19 protein-coding genes are annotated in these 22,254 nt (G+C 64.9%); 10 read left to right on the top strand and 9 right to left on the bottom strand.

Annotation, left to right across the window (positions count from 1 at the left end; genetic code table 11):
* Positions 1 to 17: 17 nt before the first annotated feature.
* The 5 genes from FHS75_RS15565 to asnB are packed head-to-tail and all read left to right on the top strand — an operon-like array spanning position 18 to position 5,024.
* Entirely contained in the window at positions 18 to 401 is a 384-nt protein-coding gene (locus tag FHS75_RS15565; RefSeq protein ID WP_179408598.1) for a hypothetical protein, read from the top strand.
* Complete coding sequence (locus FHS75_RS15560; protein ID WP_179408597.1) at positions 394 to 1,818, top strand: sodium:solute symporter family protein; 1,425 nt, start codon at positions 394 to 396, stop codon at positions 1,816 to 1,818. Before FHS75_RS15565 ends, FHS75_RS15560 begins: the two co-directional genes overlap by 8 nt.
* On the top strand, positions 1,815 to 1,937 hold the full coding sequence (locus FHS75_RS18140) for a hypothetical protein (protein ID WP_268234552.1): 123 nt from the start codon (positions 1,815 to 1,817) through the stop codon (positions 1,935 to 1,937). The genes FHS75_RS15560 and FHS75_RS18140 overlap by 4 nt, the downstream gene beginning before the upstream one ends.
* Positions 1,934 to 3,025 carry an aspartate/ornithine carbamoyltransferase family protein gene (locus FHS75_RS15555; protein ID WP_179408596.1) on the top strand — a complete coding sequence of 364 codons (1,092 nt, stop codon included), beginning with the start codon at positions 1,934 to 1,936 and terminating at the stop codon, positions 3,023 to 3,025. Before FHS75_RS18140 ends, FHS75_RS15555 begins: the two co-directional genes overlap by 4 nt.
* Before the next feature lie 58 nt (positions 3,026 to 3,083).
* A complete protein-coding gene (gene asnB, locus FHS75_RS15550) occupies positions 3,084 to 5,024 on the top strand; it encodes an asparagine synthase (glutamine-hydrolyzing) (protein WP_179408595.1) in 1,941 nt (646 codons plus the stop codon).
* A gap of 39 nt (positions 5,025 to 5,063) precedes the next feature.
* Here the strand turns inward: asnB and FHS75_RS15545 are convergent, their stop codons facing one another.
* A complete protein-coding gene (locus FHS75_RS15545) occupies positions 5,064 to 6,521 on the bottom strand; it encodes a DEAD/DEAH box helicase (RefSeq protein ID WP_179408594.1) in 1,458 nt (485 codons plus the stop codon).
* Positions 6,522 to 6,871: 350 nt separating this feature from the next.
* Here FHS75_RS15545 and FHS75_RS15540 point away from each other — a divergent pair, with 350 nt between their 5' ends.
* Genes FHS75_RS15540 through FHS75_RS15530 form a run of 3 tightly spaced genes read left to right on the top strand, consistent with a single transcriptional unit; the run spans position 6,872 to position 8,791 of the window.
* Positions 6,872 to 7,987, top strand: coding sequence for a SpoIIE family protein phosphatase (locus tag FHS75_RS15540; protein WP_179408593.1), 1,116 nt, complete (start codon positions 6,872 to 6,874; stop codon positions 7,985 to 7,987).
* A 29-nt stretch (positions 7,988 to 8,016) separates the two neighbouring features.
* Positions 8,017 to 8,355 carry an STAS domain-containing protein gene (locus tag FHS75_RS15535; protein WP_179408592.1) on the top strand — a complete coding sequence of 113 codons (339 nt, stop codon included), beginning with the start codon at positions 8,017 to 8,019 and terminating at the stop codon, positions 8,353 to 8,355.
* Positions 8,356 to 8,362: 7 nt separating this feature from the next.
* Positions 8,363 to 8,791 carry an ATP-binding protein gene (locus FHS75_RS15530; protein WP_179408591.1) on the top strand — a complete coding sequence of 143 codons (429 nt, stop codon included), beginning with the start codon at positions 8,363 to 8,365 and terminating at the stop codon, positions 8,789 to 8,791.
* Between the two features lie 6 nt (positions 8,792 to 8,797).
* Here FHS75_RS15530 and FHS75_RS15525 read toward each other — a convergent pair whose 3' ends face one another.
* The 5 genes from FHS75_RS15525 to FHS75_RS15505 all read right to left on the bottom strand — a co-directional run bounded on the left by FHS75_RS15525 (position 8,798) and on the right by FHS75_RS15505 (position 16,274).
* Entirely contained in the window at positions 8,798 to 10,120 is a 1,323-nt protein-coding gene (locus FHS75_RS15525; RefSeq protein ID WP_179408590.1) for a Zn-dependent hydrolase, read from the bottom strand.
* 29 nt (positions 10,121 to 10,149) lie between these two features.
* On the bottom strand, positions 10,150 to 11,508 hold the full coding sequence (locus FHS75_RS15520) for a sulfotransferase family protein (protein WP_179408589.1): 1,359 nt from the start codon (positions 11,506 to 11,508) through the stop codon (positions 10,150 to 10,152).
* 132 nt (positions 11,509 to 11,640) lie between these two features.
* Positions 11,641 to 13,422, bottom strand: coding sequence for an SLC13 family permease (locus FHS75_RS15515; RefSeq protein WP_179408588.1), 1,782 nt, complete (start codon positions 13,420 to 13,422; stop codon positions 11,641 to 11,643).
* Positions 13,423 to 13,495: 73 nt separating this feature from the next.
* Positions 13,496 to 14,710 (bottom strand): MFS transporter, encoded by a 1,215-nt coding sequence (locus FHS75_RS15510; RefSeq protein ID WP_179408587.1) that lies wholly within the window; start codon positions 14,708 to 14,710, stop codon positions 13,496 to 13,498.
* Positions 14,711 to 14,726: 16 nt separating this feature from the next.
* Entirely contained in the window at positions 14,727 to 16,274 is a 1,548-nt protein-coding gene (locus tag FHS75_RS15505) for a bifunctional GNAT family N-acetyltransferase/carbon-nitrogen hydrolase family protein (protein WP_179408586.1), read from the bottom strand.
* A 99-nt stretch (positions 16,275 to 16,373) separates the two neighbouring features.
* On the opposite strand from FHS75_RS15505, the gene FHS75_RS15500 reads away from it, so the two are divergent.
* Positions 16,374 to 16,658 (top strand): hypothetical protein, encoded by a 285-nt coding sequence (locus tag FHS75_RS15500; RefSeq protein ID WP_218845298.1) that lies wholly within the window; start codon positions 16,374 to 16,376, stop codon positions 16,656 to 16,658.
* A gap of 36 nt (positions 16,659 to 16,694) precedes the next feature.
* On the opposite strand, the gene FHS75_RS15495 is transcribed toward FHS75_RS15500, so the two are convergent.
* Together FHS75_RS15495 and FHS75_RS15490 are read right to left on the bottom strand one after the other, a co-directional pair.
* Complete coding sequence (locus FHS75_RS15495; protein WP_179408585.1) at positions 16,695 to 17,162, bottom strand: nuclear transport factor 2 family protein; 468 nt, start codon at positions 17,160 to 17,162, stop codon at positions 16,695 to 16,697.
* A complete protein-coding gene (locus tag FHS75_RS15490; RefSeq protein ID WP_229735683.1) occupies positions 17,159 to 17,983 on the bottom strand; it encodes a TetR/AcrR family transcriptional regulator in 825 nt (274 codons plus the stop codon). The genes FHS75_RS15495 and FHS75_RS15490 overlap by 4 nt, the downstream gene beginning before the upstream one ends.
* Positions 17,984 to 18,153: 170 nt before the next feature.
* Here FHS75_RS15490 and FHS75_RS15485 point away from each other — a divergent pair, with 170 nt between their 5' ends.
* Positions 18,154 to 20,496 (top strand): TonB-dependent receptor, encoded by a 2,343-nt coding sequence (locus tag FHS75_RS15485; protein WP_179408583.1) that lies wholly within the window; start codon positions 18,154 to 18,156, stop codon positions 20,494 to 20,496.
* 85 nt (positions 20,497 to 20,581) lie between these two features.
* Here FHS75_RS15485 and FHS75_RS15480 read toward each other — a convergent pair whose 3' ends face one another.
* Positions 20,582 to 22,093, bottom strand: a complete 1,512-nt coding sequence (locus tag FHS75_RS15480; protein WP_179408582.1) for a tetratricopeptide repeat protein — start codon at positions 22,091 to 22,093, stop codon at positions 20,582 to 20,584.
* Positions 22,094 to 22,254 lie beyond the last annotated feature (161 nt).

The raw sequence follows: 22,254 nt of genomic DNA, 5'->3' as shown, positions 1-22,254 counted from the left end.
CCCCTGTCCGGGCCGTATTGCTCCTGCTGCTGCTCGTCCTCGCACCCGCCGCCACGGCCGCGCCCGCGTTCACCGCCGATGGCCCCATGACGAGCGATTCCGGGTACTTCATGATCGAATGGGAAGCCGACGGACCGGTCACGCTCGAAATGGCGCGCGACGCCGGATTCGGGCAGCCGGAAGTGCTCTACGCCGGCATGAACCACGCGACGTTCGTCTCCGGACTTGCCGATGGCGACTATTTCGTGCGGCTGCGCTCGGAGGACGGCAACCTGTCCGAACCGCTTCGCCTCAGCGTTGCACACCAGTCGCTGGAACGGGCGCTGTGGCTCGTCGCGCTGGGCGCGGTCGTCTTCCTCTCCATCGTGGCCGTGATTGCCCGCGGCGCAGCCGATGAGTGAGAGCGCCGCCATCCTGCCGCCCTCGCTGGGCTGGATCCTGCTCGCGCTGTTCAGCGTGCTGTGGGTCGGCCTCGGCATCTACTGGGGCCGGCGCAACCGCAATTTCGAGGACCATGCGCTGGCCGGCCGCAACGTCGGCCTGGCGCTCGGTTCGGCAACGGCGGCGGCGACCTGGATAACCTCGAACACCACGATGCTCGCGCCGCAGTTCGCGCTGCAGCTGGGCGTGTGGGGCATGCTCGCCTACGCGACCGCCAGCTTCGGGCTGTTCCTGTTCGCGCCGATGGCGGGCCGCATCCGCCGCCTAATGCCCGAGGGATACACCAGCGGCGACTTCTTCCGCCTGCGGTACGGCCGCGTCGCGTGGGGAATATTCCTCGTCTTCACGCTGTTCTACTCGCTTACGTGGCTGGTCAGCATGGCGATGGCAGGCGGCATCCTGCTCAACGCGCTTTCGGGCATCCCCTACGTCTGGGGCATGACAGTGATCCTTGCGGTGTGCGTCATCTACACCATGCGCGGCGGGCTTGCGGCGGTGATCGGGACCGATTTCATCCAGAGCCTGATCATCATCGTCGGGATCGTGATCGTCGGCTTTTCGGTACTCAGCCACGTGCCCGTCGAGCAGATACACGCCAACCTAGTAGAGGAACGACCCGCGCTTCTCGACGTTCTGTTCCCTGCGGCAATCATGGCGATATTCAACAACCTCCTCTTCGGCCTCGGCGAGGTCTTCCACAATAACGTCTGGTGGAGCCGCGCCTTCGCATTCCGCAAGGGACTTGGCGGCAAGGCCTTTGCCTACGGCGGGCTGATCTGGTTCCCGATCCCGGTCGCCGCCGGCTTCATCGCGCTTGCCTCGGGCGCGCTGGACGTGCCGGTTCCCGCCGCCGACATGGTCGGGCCGCTGGTCGTCGCAGACGTCCTCGGAATGGCGGGCGCGATCGCGATCTTCATCATCGTGTTCTGCTCGCTCGCCTCGAGCATCGACAGCCTGCTCGCGGCGACATCCGACCTCCTCACCGAGGATGTCTATCGCCGCCTGTTCCACAACGATGCCGCGCCCGAACGCCTCAAGCAGGTCGCGCAGTGGGTGACGCTGGCGCTCGGCATCTTCACCTGGGCGGTCTGCGTGCCGCGTGTCGGCACGCTGGCGACGGTGCTGTTCTTCGCCGGCCCGCTCGTCGGTTCGATGATCTGGCCGATCGTGACCGGCCTCTACTGGCGCTCGGCGAACACGACCGGAGCCGTCGGCGGGATGCTGCTTGGCGCGGGGATCGGCCTCGTGTGCTATTTCGCGATCGGCTGGTACGTTGCTACCCTGATCGCGACGGCGGTTTCGATGGCGTGGGTGCTCGCCTGCGCCTGGTTTTCGAAATCGCGCTACGACTGGGCCCGGCTGGGAGACGCAACATGATCTTTTCCGCCGGTTTCCTCAGCTTCATAATCTACGGCGCGCTCATCTGGTGCGCGCTGGCCGCGCTGGCCCTTGCCGCGCTGCTCATTCGAGACATGACGAAAGGAGATATCTGGTGACCCAGCCAGCCTCCCAGGTTTCCCACGAAGCCGATCCCGCCCGCAAGGCAGGCAAGGTCGGCAACTGCCCCGATCCGCAAGGCGTGCTCGATGCATCGCCGGGCCTGCAGCTCGACGTGCTCGACAAGCTGCACAACCAGTCGGTGCTGACCGCCGCGCTGTTCGACAAGGAGATGATGTGCGAGCTGGTCAAGCTCGCCGCGCTCATGCAGCTCAAGCGCTTCCCTGTCGGCCATGCGCTCAACGACCGCATTATGGCCGCCGCGTTCTTCGAACCCTCGACGCGCACCCGGCTTTCGTTCGAAAGTGCGATGCTCCACCTGGGCGGAAAGACGATCAGCGTCGCCGATGCCAAGACCACCGGCGTCGCCAAGGGGGAATCGCTGCGCGACATCGGGCAGATGTTCAACTCCTACGCCGACATCGTCGCGGTGCGCCACACCGAGCAGTCGGCGATCCAGGAACTTTGCGAGTACCTTCGCATCCCGCTGATAAACGGCGGCAACGGGTCGGACGAACACCCGACGCAGGCGCTGGCCGACTGGTATGCGCTGCTCAAGTGGCGGCCCGAAATCGCCTTCGGAGAGCTGGACGAGAAATTCCGCCTCAACATCGGCATCATCGGCACGCCGGGCAACATGCGTACGGTAAAGAGCTTCCTCATGCTCGCCCTGCTCTTCCACAAGAACATCAATCACATCACCATCTTTTCCGAGATGGCGGACCCGCTGGGCGACGATATCCGCGAACTCGTCAAGTCGAGCCCGATCAGCATCGATTTCTCGCAGAACCTGCAGCAAAGCCTCGAATACCTCGACGTGATCTACATGAACGCGATCGCGTTCCTAGGCGACGGGTACCGGTTCTTCGGCGATGCGTTCTCGCTCAATGCCGAAAGCAAGCTGAAGGACGACACCGTCATCCTCCATCCGCTGGCGCGCGGCGAGGAACTTTCGGTTGATCTCGATGAGACCGAACACAATCTCTACTTCAACCAGGCCGACGGCGCCGTCTGGATAAGGCAGGCGCTGCTGCTTGCCGTCTTCGGGCGTCTTCGCGACCTCGTACCTGCCGAATACCTGGCCTGATATCCCTGCGGTCCGCGTTGCCGGGCCGAAGACAAGACACCGGAAGGACCGACGAACGATGTGTGGCATCGCCGGGCTGTGGAGCCCCACCCGCTATTCCGAACAGACCGAAGCGCACGCGATGAAAATGGCCGATGCGCTCTATCATCGCGGGCCCGACGGTCGCGGCTTCCATTTCGACGCGGACGAGAAGCTCGCGATGATCCACACCCGGCTGTCGATCATCGGCCTGAATTCCGGCGATCAGCCGATCCATGGCGTCGAGAGCGACGGCACCGGGGGCCTAGTCCTGACCGCCAACGGCGAGTTCTACGACTACAAGCGCCTGCGCGGCCTGCTGCGCACCGGCGGGTTCGACTTCACCACCAGGTCAGACAGCGAGATCGCGCTGAAGCTCTACCGCAAGCACGGCCTCGATTTCGTGAAGCACCTGCGCGGCGAGTTCGCCTTCACGATCTTCGATCCCGAAAAGCAGCAGCTCATCATGGTGCGCGACCGTTTCGGCATCCGCCCGCTGTTCTACCACAAGTCGGGGGCAGGCTTCTTCTGGGGCTCCGAGATAAAGGCGATGCTCGCGCACCCCGACCTGCCGCGCGAGATGTGCCCCAGGGCGCAGCTTCACCAGATGATGCAGGTCATGGTGCCCGGCATGACCCTGTGGAAGGACATCCACGCGATCCGGCCCGGCCACATGCTGATCGTGACGCGCAAGGGCGACGACTTCGAGGTCGAGGAAAAGCGCTACTGGGACGCCGAATTCCCGCTCGACGGCGAGCACGACGACCTGCCCGACGAAGAGCACATCGAGCGCGTGCGCGAGGCGCTGGTCGAATCGATCGCCTTCCGCCTCGAGGCCGACGTGCCCGTTGCCTGCTACCTGTCGGGCGGCATCGATTCCTGCTCGATCCTGGGCATGGCGGCGGCGATCCAGCAATCGCCGGTCAAGGCCTTCACCATCAGCTTCGACGACGACCGCTACGACGAGGCCTCGATCGCCACCGAGATGGCGGAAAAGGCGGGCGCCGACCAGGACATCCTGCGGATCAAGGCGACCGACCTCTACGGCAAGAACTTCGAGGATGCGGTCTATTACTCGGAGCGGACATTCTACAACACGCTCGGCGTGGCCAAGATGCTGATGTCGAAGCACGTCACCGAGAACGGCTACAAGGTGGTCATCACGGGCGAAGGTTCCGACGAGTTGTTCGGCGGCTATGCGCAGTTTAAGGCCGACTACTTCCTCCACGATCCCGCCTACGCGGAATCCGCGGCGGGCGAGGACATGAAGAAGCGCAACGCGATCTTCTCGGGATCGGTCCTGGCCGAGCGCCAGATCAGCCATCCCGCGTTCGAGGAGGTGATGGGCTTCACGCCGAGCTGGATCCAGCCCTGGATGCTGGTGCTCGAACGGGTGAAGCCGCTGCTTTCGGACGAGTTCAAGGAGAAGCTTGGCGATTACGATCCGGTCGCGGCGATCGCCTACAGCCTCGACAAGTCGATGCTCGACGGACGGCACGTGCTCGACAAGGTGCAGTATTCGTGGATCAAGACGATGCTCGAAGGCCAGATCCTCAACTGGGGCGGCGACCGCGTCGACATGGCGAACAGCCTCGAGAGCCGTCCCGCCTTCCTCGATCACCACGTCGCCGAACTGGCGCTGCGCATTCCGCCGCACGTGCGCGTGCGCGACGGCATCGAGAAGTGGGTCGTTCGCGAGGCGATGAAGCATGTCCTTCCCGAAGTGCTCTACAAGCGCGAGAAGTTCGCCTTCATGGCGCCGCCCGCCCACACCGACAAGGCAAAGGCCGCAGAGATCGACAAGCTGATAGGAAAGTGGCTGAACAGCGAGCAGATCGCGCGCCACGGCATCTTCGACGAGGCGAAGCTGAATGCCTCGATCGAGGAATACCGCAAGTCCGACGACCACGCGCAGAACACGCGCAAGGACATCATCCTCAATCATGCCATCGCGCTCCACGCGATGGACGAACTTATTTGACGGGAAAAGGGCCGGACGCCTGTCCGGCCACTTCCGGTCCTAGACGGTCTGGACGCGCTGGTCGCGGCGGTTTGCCGGGTTCCTGCGGCGACGCTGGCCGTCCTTGCCGCCACGCGGCTTTTCGCCGTCGCGCTTGCGTTCCCCGGCGTTCGCACCGCCGCTACCCGAAGGCGCGAACAGATGCGAGCCGTCGACGCGCTTGGGCGGACCCTTGCGGTTGCGGCCGCGTCGCGCCTGGCCCTCGCCCCGGCGATCTCCGCCACGGCGCTCGCCGCGATCGTCGCGGCGTTCGCGCGATGCGGGCGCTTCGCGCTCCTGCTTCTGAGCCGCCGGAAGCTTGGCCGCCTCTTCCACGAAGCCCTCGGGCAGCCCGACCTTGGCGAGCTTGATGCCGGTCAGGCGCTCGATGTCGCGCAGGTAGGTCCGTTCGTCGGGCGCGACGAAGCTGTAGGCCTCGCCGCTCGCGCCGGCGCGCGCGGTGCGGCCGATGCGGTGGACGTACTGTTCGGGCACGTTGGGAAGCTCGAAATTGAACACGTGGCTCACGCCAGCGACGTCGATGCCGCGCGCCGCGATGTCGGTGGCGACGAGGACCGGGGTCGAACCGTCGCGGAAACCCTTGAGCGCGGCGGTGCGCTGCGCCTGGCTCTTGTTGCCGTGAATCGCGACCGCGCGCACATTGGCGCGGGCGAGGTGCCGCACGACGCGGTCGGCACCGTGCTTCGTCCGGGTGAAGACGAGCGCGCGGTCGATCGACTTGTCGCGCAGTCCGTCGCGCAGGCGGATGGTCAGGAGGGCCTGCTTCTCGCGCTGGTCGATGAACGTCGCGTACTGGTCGACGCGCTCGGCCGTCGCGGCCTGCGGCGTCACCTCGACCTTGACCGGGTTGCGGATGAACTGCTTGCCGAGGTCCTCGATCGCCTTTGGCATCGTTGCCGAGAAGAACAGGCTCTGACGCTTTTCGGGCAGCAGCGCCGCGATCCGCTTGAGCGGGCGGATGAAGCCGAGGTCCATCATCTGGTCGGCCTCGTCGAGCACGAAGATCTCGACGTTGCGCAGCGTCAGCGCGCGCTGGTCGATCAGGTCGAGCAGCCGGCCCGGCGTCGCGACGAGGATGTCGCAGCCCTTGGCCAGCGCACGGGCATGCTTGCCCGCCGGCACGCCGCCGAAGATGCACTGCACCGACAGCGAGAGGTACTTGGCATAGCCGCGCATGTTGTCGGCGATCTGCGCCGCGAGTTCGCGCGTGGGCGAAAGCACCAGCATGCGACAGGCGGCGTTGGACCGCGCCTTGGGATCGGCGGCAAGGCGATGCAGCGAAGGCAGGCTGAACGCGGCGGTCTTGCCGGTGCCGGTCTGCGCGATGCCCAGAAGGTCGCGCCCCTGCAACAGCGCGGGGATCGCCTGGAGCTGGATGGGAGTGGGATCGGAATAGCCCTTCGAGCCGAGCGCGCGAAGAACGGGCTCGGACAGGCCGAGCTCGGAAAACTTGGTCATGAAATACTTTCGAAAAACAGGCATGCGCGCCCGAAAAGGGCGTGCAGCGGGGTTGGAACCGTCGCAACCCTCGCGTGAATAAGGCAGCCACTCGACAAATCTTGCGACTGACTTTCCGGCGAGCCCTTCGCGCCCATCGGGCGAGGCCTCACGCTGCCGGTCATGCATCGGGCGAACGTGCGCCGATGCCAGTCTTGGCGGGCATGTAGGGGCCGACCGGCCAAATGGCAAGCAGGATCGTTTCCCCCTGTGGACGCCGACCTTGTCAAGACGACGGCAAGACGCGATAGTCACGGCAATGTCGGGTGCCCTTCACACCACGGTCGCGCCCGCGAAGCAGGGGCGGAAACATGGCGGATTCCGATCAGACGCAGATCATTCTCGGCTCGAACGTTTCGGACCTGATCGGCCAGGACCGCATCCACTGCCTTGAAATGACGACCGGCCTCGACGTCGAGGAACGCTACGCGATCAGTGCGGTCGGCCTCGAGATCGGCCGTGTCCCGCCAGCCGACATCGTCATATCGGACGTCCAGGTCTCGCGCTCCCACTGTCGCGTCCAGATGAAGGACGGCGCCGTCGTCGTGACCGACCTCGGTTCGACCAACGGCACGTTCATCGACGGGAAGCGCGTCGAAGGGTCCGTCATGCTCCCGGTCGGTTCGATGCTCGCCATCGGCAGCCACAAGCTCAAGCACGCCTGGCGCACACCCGCCGAGATCGAGAAGAACGACGACTTCAGCCGCGAGCTTCAGCGGGCGACAGCCTATGTCCGGTCGCTCCTCCCGCCGCCGTCGCGGGAAGCGCCGATCCGCGCCGACTGGGTCTACGAACCTTCGGCCAAGCTGGGCGGTGATGCCTTCGGCTACGGCCAGCTTTCGGACACGACATACGTCGGATATCTCATCGACGTCGCCGGTCACGGGGCGAGCGCTGCCATGCACGCCGTTTCGATAATGAACAACCTGCGGCAGAAGGCGCTGCCCGGCGCCGACATGCGCAGACCCGGCGAAGTCCTGGCCGCACTCAACAACATGTACCAGATGGACGAGCACGCCGGTCTCTACTTCACTGCCTGGTACGGAGTGTACGATACCGAGGCGCGCCGGCTTGACTATGCCAGCGGCGGCCATCACCCGACCTACCTCGTGCCGCCGAGCCGCTCTGCCGCGATCCCCATGCGTACGCGTAACGTCATCATCGGTGCGATGCCGGAAATGACCTTCAGGGAAGCATCGATGCATGTGCCCGAAGGCGCGTCGATCTACATGTTCAGCGACGGGGTGTACGAAATCGTCGATACCGACGACCACCAGTGGAACCTCAAGGATTTCGTGAAGCTGATGCTCGAGCCGCCTATTGACGGGGTGAACGAAGCGGTCAGAATCTACGACGCCGTCCGCCACAGGGCGCGGCCGGAGACGCTGGACGATGATTTTTCGCTCGTTGTCCTGACGTTCGACTGAATTCGCCAGCGAGTAAAAGGGGGGTGAGCGTGAGCGCAGTTATCAGCGAAGAAGGCGGCGTCGTGAAGGCCGAGCTAGAGGGTCGGCTCGACACGATGAACGTCAACAACATGGAAATGCAGTTCACGGCGGGCATAGCTCCCAAGGCGATGCCGACAATCGTCGACCTCACCAAGGTGACGTTCATCGCGTCGCTCGGCATCCGCATGCTCCTGACGACCTGCCGCACGCTCGACCGGCGGGGCGCGAAAATGGCGCTCTACGGCGCGACGCCGCCGGTCATGGAAGTGATCGAGACGACCGCGCTGTCCGAGATCATCCCCGTCGTCGGCAGCGAGGCCGAGGCGGTCGCAGCCGTCAAGGGGTAGCGGTGTCGTGCCGCCCGCCGGAAACGAGCGCGGCAACGAACTCGTCCTGCACCTGCCGTGCACGATGGACTCGCTCGAACGGGCGCGGCTGTCCCTGCACGACTGGCTGGGCGATCGCATGCCGTCCGAAGGCGCATTGAACCGCATCGAGGTCGTGCTGGAGGAAATGATCAGCAACGTCGTGCGCCATTCCATCGGCGCGACCGCGCTGACCCTCGCCGTCGAATCCGGACCGCAATCGCTGAGGATCACGCTCGCCGACGACGGGCCGGCATTCGATCCCCTCTCCGCCTCGGCACCGAAGCCCTATTCCAGTCTCGACGAAGCGCAACCCGGCGGTCTCGGCATCGGGCTGATACGCAAGCTTTCGCAAGGCGCGGCCTACGAGCGCATCGAAAACCGCAACGTCTTCACCGTGTCGATGGCGACTGCGTGAGCAGGCTCAATGCTGCAACTCGCGCTCGGTCGCCGCGACTTCGGCGTCCTTGGAGGACAGTTCGGCCACGCATTCCAGCAGGAGCTGCGCGCCCATCTCGCAATCGGACCAGTGCGTCCATTCGTCGGGCGCGTGGCTGACGCCCTTGACGCTCGGCACGAAGAACATGCCCGCCTTCACGTAGTCGCAGAAGAACTGCACGTCATGTCCGGCGCCCGACGGCATGAGCTTGTACGAATAGCCGAGCTCCTTCGTCTTGCGCTCGATCAGGTCGACGATCCCGCGGTCGCAGATGGCGGGCGTCAGCCAGCTCATCTCGTCGTATTCGAACTTCAGCTTGTGCTTGCGCGCGATCGAGGACAGCACACGCCGGCAGGCGTTGGCGAGGCCGCGCATGATCTCCTCGTCGAGGTCGCGCCCGACGATGGTGAAGTCGGCCTCGCCCGGCACGGTGTGCGGGAAGCCGGGCTTGAGCGCGACGTGGCCGATGGTGATGCGCGACTTGTCGGTGCCTTCCTCGTCGATGATCCGCTGTATCTCGTGCGCGAAGTCGACCATGCCCATCAGCGCGTCCGACCGCATGTTCATCGGCGCCGTGCCCGCGTGGTCGGCCTTCCCCTTGAGGCGCACGTTCCACTTGAACACGCCCGAGATGCCCTCGACGATGCCGATGGTGGTGCGCTCCATGTCGAGGACCGGCCCCTGCTCTACGTGCATTTCGATGAAGGCGCGGATCGATTCCGGGCGGCGATAGGCGTGCAGCGCATCGTAGGGATCGAGGCCTGCCGCGCGCATCGCGTCCTTGAGCGAATATCCGCTCTCGTCGCTTGCGCTGTCCAGCCATTCGCGGGTCAGCTGGCCGCTCAGCGCCTGCGCGCCCAGCATGCCGCCGAACCGTCCTTCTTCCTCGCTCGTGCCGATGACGTCGATGGGATAGTAGGGTTCGTGCCCCGCTTCCTTCATCGCGCGCACGCACTCGAGGCCGGCGACGACACCGAGTACACCGTCGAAAATCCCGGCTGCGGGAACCGAGTCGAGGTGCGAGGCGATGATCACCGAGGGCCTGTCGGAAGGTCCGTAACGGCCGATGACATTGCCGGCCCCGTCGAGCTGGTGTTCCATTCCAAGTTCTTCGAAACGGTCGCGCATCCATGCGCGCGCGGCCATGTCCGCCTCGGTGAAGCCCTGGCGATAGATGCCGCGGTCCTCTTCGTTGAAGCCGAATTTCGCAATCTCGGCGAGGTCGCTTTCGATACGGTCGATGTCGATACGCAGGGCGGGCTCTCCTTTCCGGCAGGTCTTCAGAGGCGCCTTGCGCCATCCTGCCATGTCGTTCTCATGCGGCCAAGCGGATTGGCCTAGCGCCGGGCGGCAGCGATGCGAGCGGGTATCCGGCTCCTCGCCGCCGCAGGCGTCCAGTCGGTCGAGCCCGGAACGGCGCGAACCGGCCTCGGTTGCGGCGATGGCCGCGCGCCAAGCTCGAAAGCCTCGACATAATCGGCGAAGCGATCCTTTACGACCCCTGCGTCCAGCCCGAACGCATCGAGGCTGTAGCGATGGCGCTTCAGTCTGGAGCTATGGTGCGTGCGCTGGACGTAGGCCTGCATCGCGGGGAGCGCGGGAGCCATGTCCATGTCCAGGAAGCGGTAAATCCGCCGCATGACCGATTGCCAGTCGGCGTCCACGTCCTCGTAATTCACGTCGATCCGCCGGCTCTCGGGAATTCGCCGGCGTGCGGCGCGCATCGATTCGATCTGGAGGTGCGTCTTGTCGAACCATTCGCGACCCACCGTGCGCGGATCGACGCTGTCGGAGTGGATGATCTTCTGGTTCCAGACGAGCGACGAACTCGACGCGACGACCGATTGCGGGTCGCGGTGGGTGAAGACTATCCGGGCATCGGGAAAGACCTTCGTCAGCGCCGGCAGGTCGAGCATGTGCTGCGGGGTCTTGAGCACCCAGGGCCGCCGGTCGTCGTCTCCGCGCATCCAGCCGACGAGCTTCAGGAGCAGCGCCATGTGGCGATAGGCGGGCGTCGCGTCGCGGCCCACGCTCCACGCGCCGTAACCCGGCACGTTCCACTGCGCCTCGTGCTTCATCCCCCAGAACGAGGCGACGAGCAGGCCCAGCTCCTCCTCGGGTTGCAGGGGGCCTGTCGGGTGGATGATCGCGGTGTCCGGATTGAAACGGTGAACCGCGCCCAGGATGGCGCGGGCTTCCAGCCTGCGCCTGTCGAAGCGTCCGGGGCGGCGGCCCGGCTCGGGAACGGGTGCGATCGCCTCGAACATGCGCATGTGGGCGAAGCGATCGTCGGCGGCGAGCAGGCGGTGCAGGCGCGTGGTGCCCGAACGCATCGGTCCGACGACGAAGACCGGGCGAGCGAGCGAACGCCGCCCGATTTCCGGTTGTTCCGACAGCCAGGCCTGCGTCCAAAGCCGGTCGCGAAGCATCTTGGCGATCTGTCCTGCCGCACCGAACCTGCCGAGATTGTTGAGGTCCGCCTCCTCGCGCAGTGCCGCGACAAGCACCTTGAGCGGTGCGCGGAACCACTCGTCGCCGAAGTCCGACAGGCCGGTTTTCGTCCGCGCATTCTCCAGCAGCAGGGCATCGTCGAGTTCGGGCCTGGGCAGCATGCCGGCGCTCCAGGCGGCGGGCAGGACGCGGTTGGCTGCATCGACGAGCCATGAGCGTTTCGAGAGAATACCGGATGAATCCATGCGCCGTCCGTAACCTTTCGGGAAGCGCAATTGTTCCGGAGCGACGTCGCCGCCGCAAGCGCCGTATTCCCGGGTTTTCGGCTAACAAAAGGCAATGGCGACGAAACGGCAGCGAAAATGCCGGGTTCGCGCTCAGATCCCGTAGTGTATCACCAGCAATACCGACAGCGCGACGACCATGATCGCTACGAGCGGAATACCGGATCGAAGGTAATCGCCGAAGTTGTAGTCACCCTCGGCCATGATCATCATGTTGGTCTGGTACGCGACCGGCGTCGCATAACAGAGGTTGCAGCCGAAAAGCACCGCCAGGATCAGCGGTTCTGCAGGAAGTCCGAGCGTATTGGCAAGGCTGAACGCGATCGGCGTACCCACGGCGGCTGCGGTGGTGTTCGACGCGAAATTGGTGAGGATCGTCACGAAGACCATGATGGCTGCCAGCACGCCCGCCGCGGGCAGGTAGCGCAGACCCATCGCGAGAAGCTGTCCCAGCCACTCGGCGGCGCCCGAGACGAGGACGAACTGGCCGAGCGCGATACTCGCGGCAACAAGGACGATGACCTTGGCCGAAAGCGCGCGCCCCACCCTGTCGAAGCGGACGCACCCTGTGGCGAACATCAGGATCGCGCCGGCAAGCGCCGATATCGCGATCGGCACCAGGCCCACGCTGGCCAACCCGACGGCGCCGAGCATGATCACCGCCGCTAGCGGGGCCTTGGCCGAGCGTACGACTTCCTGCCCGCCCTCGAGCATCAGCAGGCCCTCGTTGCTGGCGAAGGCCTTGAGGTCGACGTCGAGCCCCATCATCAGCAGCACGTCGCCTTCGGCGATGGCGGTGTCGATCCGCTCGGGCCGGGTCTCTCCCAGCGGCCTGCGCGCCTGGTGGATGCCGAGCAGCGCCACGCCCTCCAGCCCGGCGGTCTGCGGGGTCAGTCCGATCAGGCGGCTGTCGGGCGCGACGATCATTTCCGCGACGATCAGGTCGTCGCCCGAACGCTCGCTGTCGTTGCGGATCTTGGCCAGGAGCCACGCCGGAGCGAGGCTGGCACCGAGCTTGCGCGCCGATTCCTGCAGGGCCTCGTAGGGACCTTCGAGGTGGACGCGCCGTCCGATGACGCCGTTCTGTTCGGACGGCAGGACGTATTTCACGTCCTTGGGCAGCACCAGCGACAGCTCGCCCTCGTTCTTGCCGAGCATCTGCGAGGACGGATCGAGCCGCAGCTTGGCCATGAACGTGCGCGTTTCCTGCGCCACCGTGGCGGTGTTGTCGGGCAAGAGCCGCGGCATCACGAGCCACATGTAGGGGAGCGCGAACAGCGCGGCGATAAGGACGATCGGGGTGAACTGGAACACCCCGATGGGATCCATGCCCAGGTCGGTGGCGAGCGAGACGACGAGCAGGTTCGTCGATGTCCCGATCGTCGTCGCCATGCCGCCGATGAGGATCGCCGAGTTGACCGGGATCAGCGTTTTCGAGGCCGGAATCCCGCCCTTCATCGCCAGCTTCGCCATGATCGGGATCATCAGGACGAGCACCGGCGTGTCGTTGATGATCATGCTCATGAACAGGCACAGCACGAGCGTGACCAGCAGGCCCACCTGCTTGTTGTATTTCCACACGTTGTTGAGCGTGCGCGCGGCGGGATCGAGCGCGCCCGTCACCACGAGCCCTCGCCCGAGGATCATCAGCGAACAGATCGTTACCAGCGCGTAGTGCCCGAATCCCCTGAAGGCGAGTTCGAGGCCGGCGTACCGGTCGTCTCCCGGCAGCGGCGCGATGTAGAGGAACAGTGCGATCGAACCGATCACGAGCAGCGAGATGATCTCGACCTGCAGCTTGCCCTTCGCGAACGCGTAGAACATCGCGGCAGCCAGCAGCATGGCGGCTACGGCGTGGAAGGACGGCGCAATCATGCTCTTGCGATTAGCGCCCGGCGATGCGCGCGGCAATCGGCGTCGTGCCTGTTTGCCAATAGCTTGCGCGTCGTCATCCCTGTTCGCTGTCGAGCGCCGCTGCCATCGGGGTTGTGCGGGGCAGGACCTGGAAGTCACCCTGCTCGGCGTTCGGAACCGCCGCGGCGGTGACCTGTCGCCAGATGCCGAACAGGAAGGCCAGAGCCGAAAAAGCGCCGATCAGCGCATAGAGCCCGCCCGGCCCGAGAACCCGCATCGCCACCGAGCCCAGTACGGGGCCGGCGACTGCACCCACCGAATAGAGCAGGATCAGTCCGCCGCTCGCCGCAGTTCGCTCGCCCGGTTCGAGGTGGTCGTTGGTGTGGGCGACGCACAGCGGATACAGCGCGAATGCGCCGCCACCGAACAGCACCGCGAGCAGCACGAAACGGCCGGTATCGTCCTCGATGGCCAGAACGCCGCTGACAATGGCGACCGCGCCGAACAGCAGGACGACCACGGTGCGCCTGTCGAACCTGTCCGAAAGCCTGCCGAAGGGCCATTGCAGCGCCATGCCGCCAGCGATCACGCCCGCCATCAGCGCGGCGATCTCGGCCGCGCGCATGCCGATGCGCTGGGCATGAACCGCGGCCATAGCGTAGAACGCGCCGAGCATGACGCCGGTCACGACCGTCCCCACCGCGCCGAGCGGAGAGGCGGCATAGAGCCGACGCAGCGAGAAAACCTGCTGCGTATCGATCTTCGGTTCGGCCATGTGGGTCAACGCAACCGGACCGATCGCCAGCGAAAGAAGCAGCGAGGCGACGACGAACGGCTGCCAGGCAATGTCGGTGCCCAGCGCAAGCAGCGCCTGGCTGAGCGCCTGACCGGCGTAGAGCGCCATCATGTAGAAGGCGAGCGTGGTGCCCCGCTTCGCAGGGTCGGCCCGGTCGTTGAGCCAGCTTTCGAGGCACACGAACACGCCGGCGATGGCAAAGCCATCGACAAGGCGCAGCGCGATCCAGAACCACGCGTTATCGAAGAGCGCGTAGGCGAGGGCGCTCGCCGAATAGAGCGAGACGAAAGCGGCAAAGGCGCGGATGTGCCCGACCCGCCCGATGATGCCGAACACGCGCAGCGAGCCGATGGTGAGGCCGAGGAAATAGCTCGTCCCCGCAAGGCCGATGACCGGTGCCGGCATGCCCTGCGCATCGAGCCTTAGGCCAACGAGCGCCTGCAGCGATCCCACGCCGGCCTGCAACGTGAAGATCGCGATGAGAATCGTGAAGACCGGCCCAAGGAAATTCATGGCCGGGCCCCTAGCCCTATTTTTCGCGCCATTCGACCCTGAACAGGTCGAACCGGCGGTCCTTCAGGTTCTGCACCGCGCCGGACTGGCGACTGGTCAGGAGATCGTCGAGCGAAAGGTCGGCGATGGCGATGGTCTCGGTGTTCGGCGCGGTGTCGGCGGCGACGCCGTCACGCGCGAAGGGGAAATCCGAAGGCGTGAGGATCGCGCTTTCGGCGTAGTGAATGTCCATTTGCTCGACATTGGGCAGGTTCCCGACGACGCCGGAGGTTACGACGTAGCACTGGTTCTCCACCGCGCGCGCCTGGCAGCAGTAACGGACCCGCAGGTAGCCGCGCCGTTCGTCGGTGCAGAACGGCACGAATAGCATGAGCGCTCCCTGGTTGACGAGGTGGCGGGCAAGTTCGGGAAATTCGGAATCGTAGCAGATCATCACCCCGATCGGGCCGCAGTCGGTGGGGATGACGCTTGCCCCGGCACCGCCCTTGATATTCCACCAGCGTCGTTCCGAAGGCGTCGGGTGCAGCTTGTCCTGCGTGTGCGTGGAGCCGTCGCGCAGAAAGATGTAGCTGATGTTGTGGATGTCGCCGTTCTTGACCTTGGTCGGATGCGATCCGCCGATGATGTTGATGTTGTACGACACCGCAAGGCCTTCCATGAACTTGCAGAAGCGGTCGGTATAGGTCGCGATCTTCTCGATGGCCTGGATCGGTTCGAGCTTGCGCTTCTCGATCGACAGGAGCTCGAGCGTGAAAAGCTCGGGAAACACGACGAAGTCCGAATTGTAGTCGGAGGCGACATCGACCCAGTACTCGACCTGCTCCTCGAACTGGTCGATGGTCTCTATCCCGCGCATCATGAATTGCACGGTCGCCAGCCGGACGTTCGAGGGCAGGCGCGTGTTGCGACCGTGATAGCGGAAGCTCCCCTCCTCGGGTGCCAGCGGGTTGGCCCAGTACATGAGCACCGCGTGCCCGCCGCTTTCCTTGTCGCCTGGCCAGTAGTCATGGAGGATGCCCTGCGGCTCGAACCCCTGGTTCATCTGGAACAGGATAACGGAGTCGCGCACTTCCTTGTTGGTGACCGCCTGGAGATAGGCTTCGGGTGTCTTGTACGTGCGCTTGCGGCGCATGAAGCCCGGCATGCGCCCGCCGAACGCGATGCCCTTCAGTTCGAGGTTCTGGCACAGCTCGCGCCGCTTGCGGTAGAAGCGCTGGCCGATACGCAGACGCCTGAATTCGGGATCGACGCAGACTTCGAAGCCGTAGAGGATGTCGGCCTCGTCGACCGGCAGTCGCCCGTAGCCGCCGCCGCTGATCTCCTCCCAGGTATGGTCGCCGAACGCCTGGTCTGCGGTAACCAGGATGGTGGCGCAATGGCCGACGATCTTCTTCTCGTACTCGGCGACGAACTGGCCTTCGGGGAAATTGTTGATCTGCCCGCGCACCTCCGCCTGCGTGAAGGCGTCCGCCTTGCCGTAGATCTGGGCGGACAGTCGCGCGATCGCGCGCGCATCGGTGGCGCGGGCCTGGCGGATGAAGAGCTTCGCTTTGGTATCGGGCATGGCCCTCTACTTAATGCCGCGACCCGGTCCGTCCACCTCTGCCCGCTCTTCGGGAAACTTTTGCACTTACATTCGTTAAGATGGGCGAGGTAAATGATTATGAGCACTGCGATTTTCGCGTTGGCCCTGTTCGGCTGCGCCGATGACGGAACCTATTGCGAGCGGCTGGCATTCGAGGCCGATACCTATCGCACGGAGGCATCGTGCCGCGCCGCCCAGATGGACGCGCTCGATTCCGACGCGGCGCGCGGCGCGCAGTATCCATCGGTCATTGCCAAGTGCATGGACGCCAACAGCCTCGCCCGGCTCGGTTCCGGCCCGGTCAACCTTGCGAAACCGACGCCTGCGCTGGCCCGGGGCAAGAGCCGCGCGAACGGGGTGTAGGCGAACCGCCGAAAGCCGGCAGCCCGCCCGTCCCCGTCAGGTGACCTGCCAGTCGGGCCAGAGCGCCGAAAGCTTGATCTGCGAGAACAGCCAGCGCCCGTCGCGCTTCACGTATTCGTCCTCGTACCGCCCGATCAGCAGCAGCGGATTTGCATGCCCGCCGCGCGTCGCGTGGGGTACGCCCTCTTCCTGCTGATTGATGAGGTCGAGCAGCATGCAGTGTCCGGTGGCCTTGTCCGGACCCGTCAGCTCGATGTGGTGGTTCGACGTCAGGTGAAGAACCTCGAACGGATTTTTCAGGTTCGCCCAGGTGGCGCGGAAAAGTCCGATTACCGCATCGACGCCTTCATAGGACCCGCCGTAGGATTCGGGATAGTGGCAGACGATGTCGGGTATGAACCGCGAACGGATCGCCGCTTCGTCCTTCGAATCGAAAAAGGTCGAGTAGTCGATCCGCAGCTGGCGGATTTCCTCCCGGGCCGAAAGTTCCTCGAGCGTCATCATTCGTCCTCTCCATCGTCGTCGATAATCTGTGGATCGTGTTCGGTATCCGGGTCGTCCCACCTGAGCGGTTCGGGCGGATCGAGCTTCGCATGAAGTTCGGCAAGGTGCTTCATGCAATCCTCATACGCCTTGCCGACCAGCAGGACCGATGCGGTCTGCAGGAAGCATGCGCGCAATTCGAGCCTTGCCTGGTGCGAGCCGACCACTCCGAGGGTCCACCGGCGATAGACCAGATACTCGTGCATGACATGGACGTTGGCGATCCGCTCGCGATCGAGATCGTGGCGCACGTTGCCCTTTTCGATCTCGCGCTCGAGCCAGTTCCTGAACCGGCTGTAGGCGACCGAAAGCAGTTCTCGCACTTCGCGGCGGCGCGGTTCCATCCAGAACACGAACCCGACGACGACGCGACCGTACTCGGTGTCGCGCTCCATTTCCGAGATCATCCAGTCGAGCTCGTCGAAGACGCGCTCCAGCGTGTACTCGGACGTGTTCGCGGCGATCTGCGCCCTGACTTCCGCCATGCGATCTGAAACGGTGGCGAGGATCACGCCGTCCTTGTCTCCGAACAGCCGGTAGATCGTGCGCGGCGCGACATCCGATTCGGCAGCCAGTCGGCGGATCGTGAGGGCATCGACACCGCCCTCTCCCAGGATTTCGTGCGCCTTCTCGACGATGCGCTTCCTGCGCGCGAGGATGGCCGGACTGGTATAGGTGCGCCGTTCCTCCCGGTCGCCCTCCCCGTCCGTTTTCCCGATATGGCGCGCTGGGGCCGTGATGTTCAGTTTCCTCCTCGGTCCGGCTGCCCTACCTATCGGCAAATCCGACGCATGCAATTGCCCGATTTTAGGCGGACGCAAAAACATTCAATCATGATTGTATTTTTGACTTTCAAAAAACGAACATACGTGCTCATTTATCGGGAGGCGTCGAGGGGCGCCTTTTGATTCGAGCTGCATGCAGAATTGCAGCCATCATGGAGGGGATGACGATGGCAAAGAGCCGTTGCAGGGCGGAATCCGCCCTCAAGCTTATCGTAACAGGACTGCTTACCACTGCCAGCACGAGCGTGATGGCGCAGGCGCAGGAGGCCGACGAAGCGCCGGTTTCCGAAACGCCGGTGCAGCAGGCACGCGCGCAGGGCGGCCTCGAGGACATCGTCGTCACCGCTCGCCGCGTGTCGGAATCGCTGCAGGAAACCCCGGTCGCCGTGACCGCGTTCACCGAAGCGGCGATCGAGCGGAAGTTCACCACCGATATCCGTGGCCTGAGCGGTGACGTCCCGAACGTCGTCATCACCAACGTCCCGGGCTTCAACGCGGCCTCGATCGGTATTCGCGGCCAGTCGACCGGCGACATCATCCTGACGTTCGAACCCGCCGTCGCGGTCGTCGTCGACGACTTCGTTCTCGCCCACGTCCAGACCCAGCTCTTCGACCTATTCGACATCGAGCGGATCGAGGTGCTGCGCGGCCCGCAGGGCACGCTGTTCGGCAAGAACACGGTCGGCGGCGTGGTAAACGTCATCACCAAGCGCCCCGATTTCGAACTCGGCGGCGAGGCACGGCTCGGCTATTCGAGCTTCAACACGATCGATGCCAAGGCCGCGATCAACGTGCCGTTCAGCGACACGCTGGCGTTCCGTTTTGCGGGAACGTACCACAAGTCCGATGGATACTACCGTCTAACCAAGAACAACAACGTCGATGGGGTCCAAGGCCGCGAAGGTCGCGGTCAGCGTTGGGGCGGCGGGGACTACATCAGCGCTCGCGCCAAACTGCTTTGGCAGCCTTCGCCCGAAACCGACATAATGCTGACGTATGAGCTTTTGCGTGACCGTGCGGACTCGCCTCCGTCGGTCAACGAGACTCCGGCCGGGTTCCTTTTCGACGTCGTCGGCTTTCCGGGCATCCAGACCACGGGCGAGAGTCCCTTCAACACCGGTACGACGCTTTGTTCCGGCGATGCCGAGGCGCCGACTTGTCCGGGAACGCTCAATGGCCACCGGGTCGATGTCGATGGCGCTTACCTTCGCGCGGAACAGTCGTTCGATATCGGTTCGGTCACGGTCGTCGGCGGCTGGCGCCGGGTAAAATCGATCCTGCCGTCCGACTACACCGGCGAGAACGCCTACCTCTTCGTGTCAACTCGCGACGACGTGCGCGAGCAGTACAGCGTCGAGGCGCGCTTCAGCTCCGACTTTTCGGACGTGTTCAAGTTCACGGCCGGCGCGATGTACTGGGGCCAGACCCTGGACGCGAACGCTACCTCATTCCTGGGTTTCCTTCGCTTCCTCGGCGATCCAACGGCGCTTACCGACCCGAACCTTTCAACCGCCGACTACAAGGTCGATTCCTACGCGGTGTTCGGCGAGGCGGAGTACCAGGTCGCCGATCCGCTCGCGGTATTCTTCGGCGCTCGATACACGAAGGAGGAGAAGAGCTTCTCGGTCCGTCCGCAGGTTCGCCGATCGCTGGTACAGACCGGTTTTTGGCCGGAATACTCGGACAGTGCCAAGTTCTCGCGTCCCACGTTCCGCGCCGGCTACCGATGGGAGATCACCGACGGCATCAACAACTATTTCACCTACAGTCAGGGCTACAAGTCGGGCGGCTACAACGAACAGGCGATGTCGGCCACGTCGGCCTTGCCATTTGCGGAAGAAACCGCGGACAGTTTTGAACTCGGTTTCAAGACCGAGAACGCGACCCGCACGCTACGCGCAAACCTTGCCGCGTTCTACGTGAAGTACAACGACCTGCAGCGCGACGCGGTCGTACCCTTCACCGATCCGATCACCGGCCTGCCCGGTCAGGAAACGAGGACGACGAACGCCGGCAAGGCAGAAGTCTACGGCGTCGAACTCGAACTTTCGGCCGCCCCCGTCTCCGGCCTTACCCTGGGCGCGACGGTCGGCTGGCAGAAAGCCAAGTACCTCGAGTTCTTCACCGACATCGACGGTGACGGCACCAACGATGACGCCTCCTTCCTCGGCTTGCGTAACGTGCCCGAATGGACGCTCGGCGCCACCGCATCGTACGAGACGCCTCCGATGGACTGGGGCTTCCTGACGCTCAGCGCCGACGTAAATTACCAGTCCGAATACGAGTCGGTCACTCTCAACGCTCCGTTCACACAGGGCGAGGAGCGCACGCTCGTGGGTGCCAGCATTGCCTGGAGCGATCCGACCGAGACATATCGGGTCACGGTCTATGGCCGGAACCTGCTCGACGAGGTGTACCGCGTATCCGCCAACTCCGTCGCGGGCCTTTTCAACTTCACCAACTACGCGCCGCCGCGTTCCTTCGGCGTCGAGGCAGGGATGAAGTTCTGAGCGAGTGAACGTGCGCGCCCTCCTTGCCCACTCCCCTGCGGGATCCGGTCGGGATGGCGACCCGTCCGAGAGGGGGCGCGTGCGTTCAACGAAGGCGGTGCGGCCTGCCGATGCCTTCCGGCACGAGGTCGAAGGCAAAGCTGACCCGCGCTTTCGCATCGGAAAACGGGAGCGTCCCGTGCCAGAGGTACGAGGGGAACAGGAACATGCGGCCTGTCGCCGGCCGCATGACCGTGGCCTGCCCCCCGCCGCCGAGATCGTCGGGCAGGCAGCCAACCGCGAAAGCGCCTTCCTCGCTGCCGTCCGGGAAATCGGGGTAGTAAACGCCCGAGAGCCAGTTGGGCGCGTGGATGTGCGCATCGACCGATCCGCCCGGCGTCAGCGTCGTGCCCCAGAGGGTGAGCGACCACTCATGCGGCAAGGCTCTCAGGAACGGATGGTCGGCACGCAGGCGCGAAAGCCTTTCGCGCTCTTTCGCCAGTTCAGCACGGGCGAGCGCGGCCAGCACGAAAATGGCCGGGCTGTCGTCCCCGGCAAGATCGGCGCTCTGCCTGCCCTGACGCGTCACGAGGCCCTCGGGCTCGAAGGTGAGCGAGGGATGCGCTTCGAGTTCCGCGATCAGCGCCGAATTGAATTCGCCCAGGCTCGCGAAGCCGGGTACCGCTTCGAAGTCGCGCGATGTGACGAAGCGGTCGACGCCCATGAGCGCGGCGAGCTCGTCGCGCCGCCCGAGCCTTTCCAGCGCCGCGCACCGCAGGGCAAGCGGCGTGGTCACATCGGGCGAATCGCGCTCGAGGGTTTCCGTCACCCCGACAGCGTCCTCGCAGCGCCCCGCGATGACGAGCATTCTTGCAAGGTTGACGCCGAGCGCGTGGTGCGGCGCGGCGGGATCGAAACCCTTCTCGAACGCCGCGATCGCACCCCCGGTATCGCCGGCGCGGTCGCGCAGGAGGCCAAGCTGGTTCGACGCACGCGGGTGACCGGGAGCCTGGGCCAGGACGCCCTTTGCAATCGTCTCCGCCTCTTCGACGGCACCGGTTTCGGCGAGGGCATCCACCAGGTTGAGCGTCGCCCCGCCGTGGCCGGGCCTGAGGCCCAGCGCCGCACGATAGCATTCGACCGCGCGGTCATGATCGCCGAGCCGCGCATGCGCGACGCCAAGGTGATTGAGCGCGTCGGGATGGCGGGGCGCGGGATCGAGTGCGGCGATCGCTTCGGCCGGACGTCCGGCGGCGAGCAGGCACGACGCGAGGTTGGCCAGAGTCGCGGCATGGCCGGGTCGCAGGCGCAGCGTTTCGCGAAATGCCGCGATCGCATCCTCGAAACGGCCCGCGTTCTTGAGAGCTACGGCAAGATTGCCGATACGCGCCGGGTTTCCGGGATCGGCCTCGCACGCCTTCCGGAAGGCGCTCGCGGCTGCATCGGGGTTGCCGGTGCGCTGCTCTACGATACCCTGCACGGTCAGGGCGTCGGCATCGGCGGGATCGCCGGCAAGCAGCCTTCCGACAAGCGCGCGCGCGCTCGCCGGTTCGGCTCCCTGCGCCAGCCTCGCCGCCTGCGCCAGCATCTCGTCGCGATCGCGCGCCCTCTCCACCATCGCGACTTCAATGGAGTCCAAAACCGGGTACGGCAAGACCGGATGCGCGATGGCGGGACCGGGCCACGCGTCGGCACGATCCCATCGATGGCGCAAAACCTGATAGATTCCCTGCATCCGGCGAGTCGGAACGCACTTCCTGCTCGAAGCCGGTGGAGGAT

It is taken from the genome of Novosphingobium marinum (genome assembly GCF_013408095.1).
In the GTDB taxonomy this organism is placed as follows: Bacteria; Pseudomonadota; Alphaproteobacteria; order Sphingomonadales; family Sphingomonadaceae; genus Novosphingobium; species Novosphingobium marinum.
The sequence above is the reverse complement of the archived record's forward strand: the minus strand, read 5'-3'. Positions and strand labels throughout refer to the sequence as shown.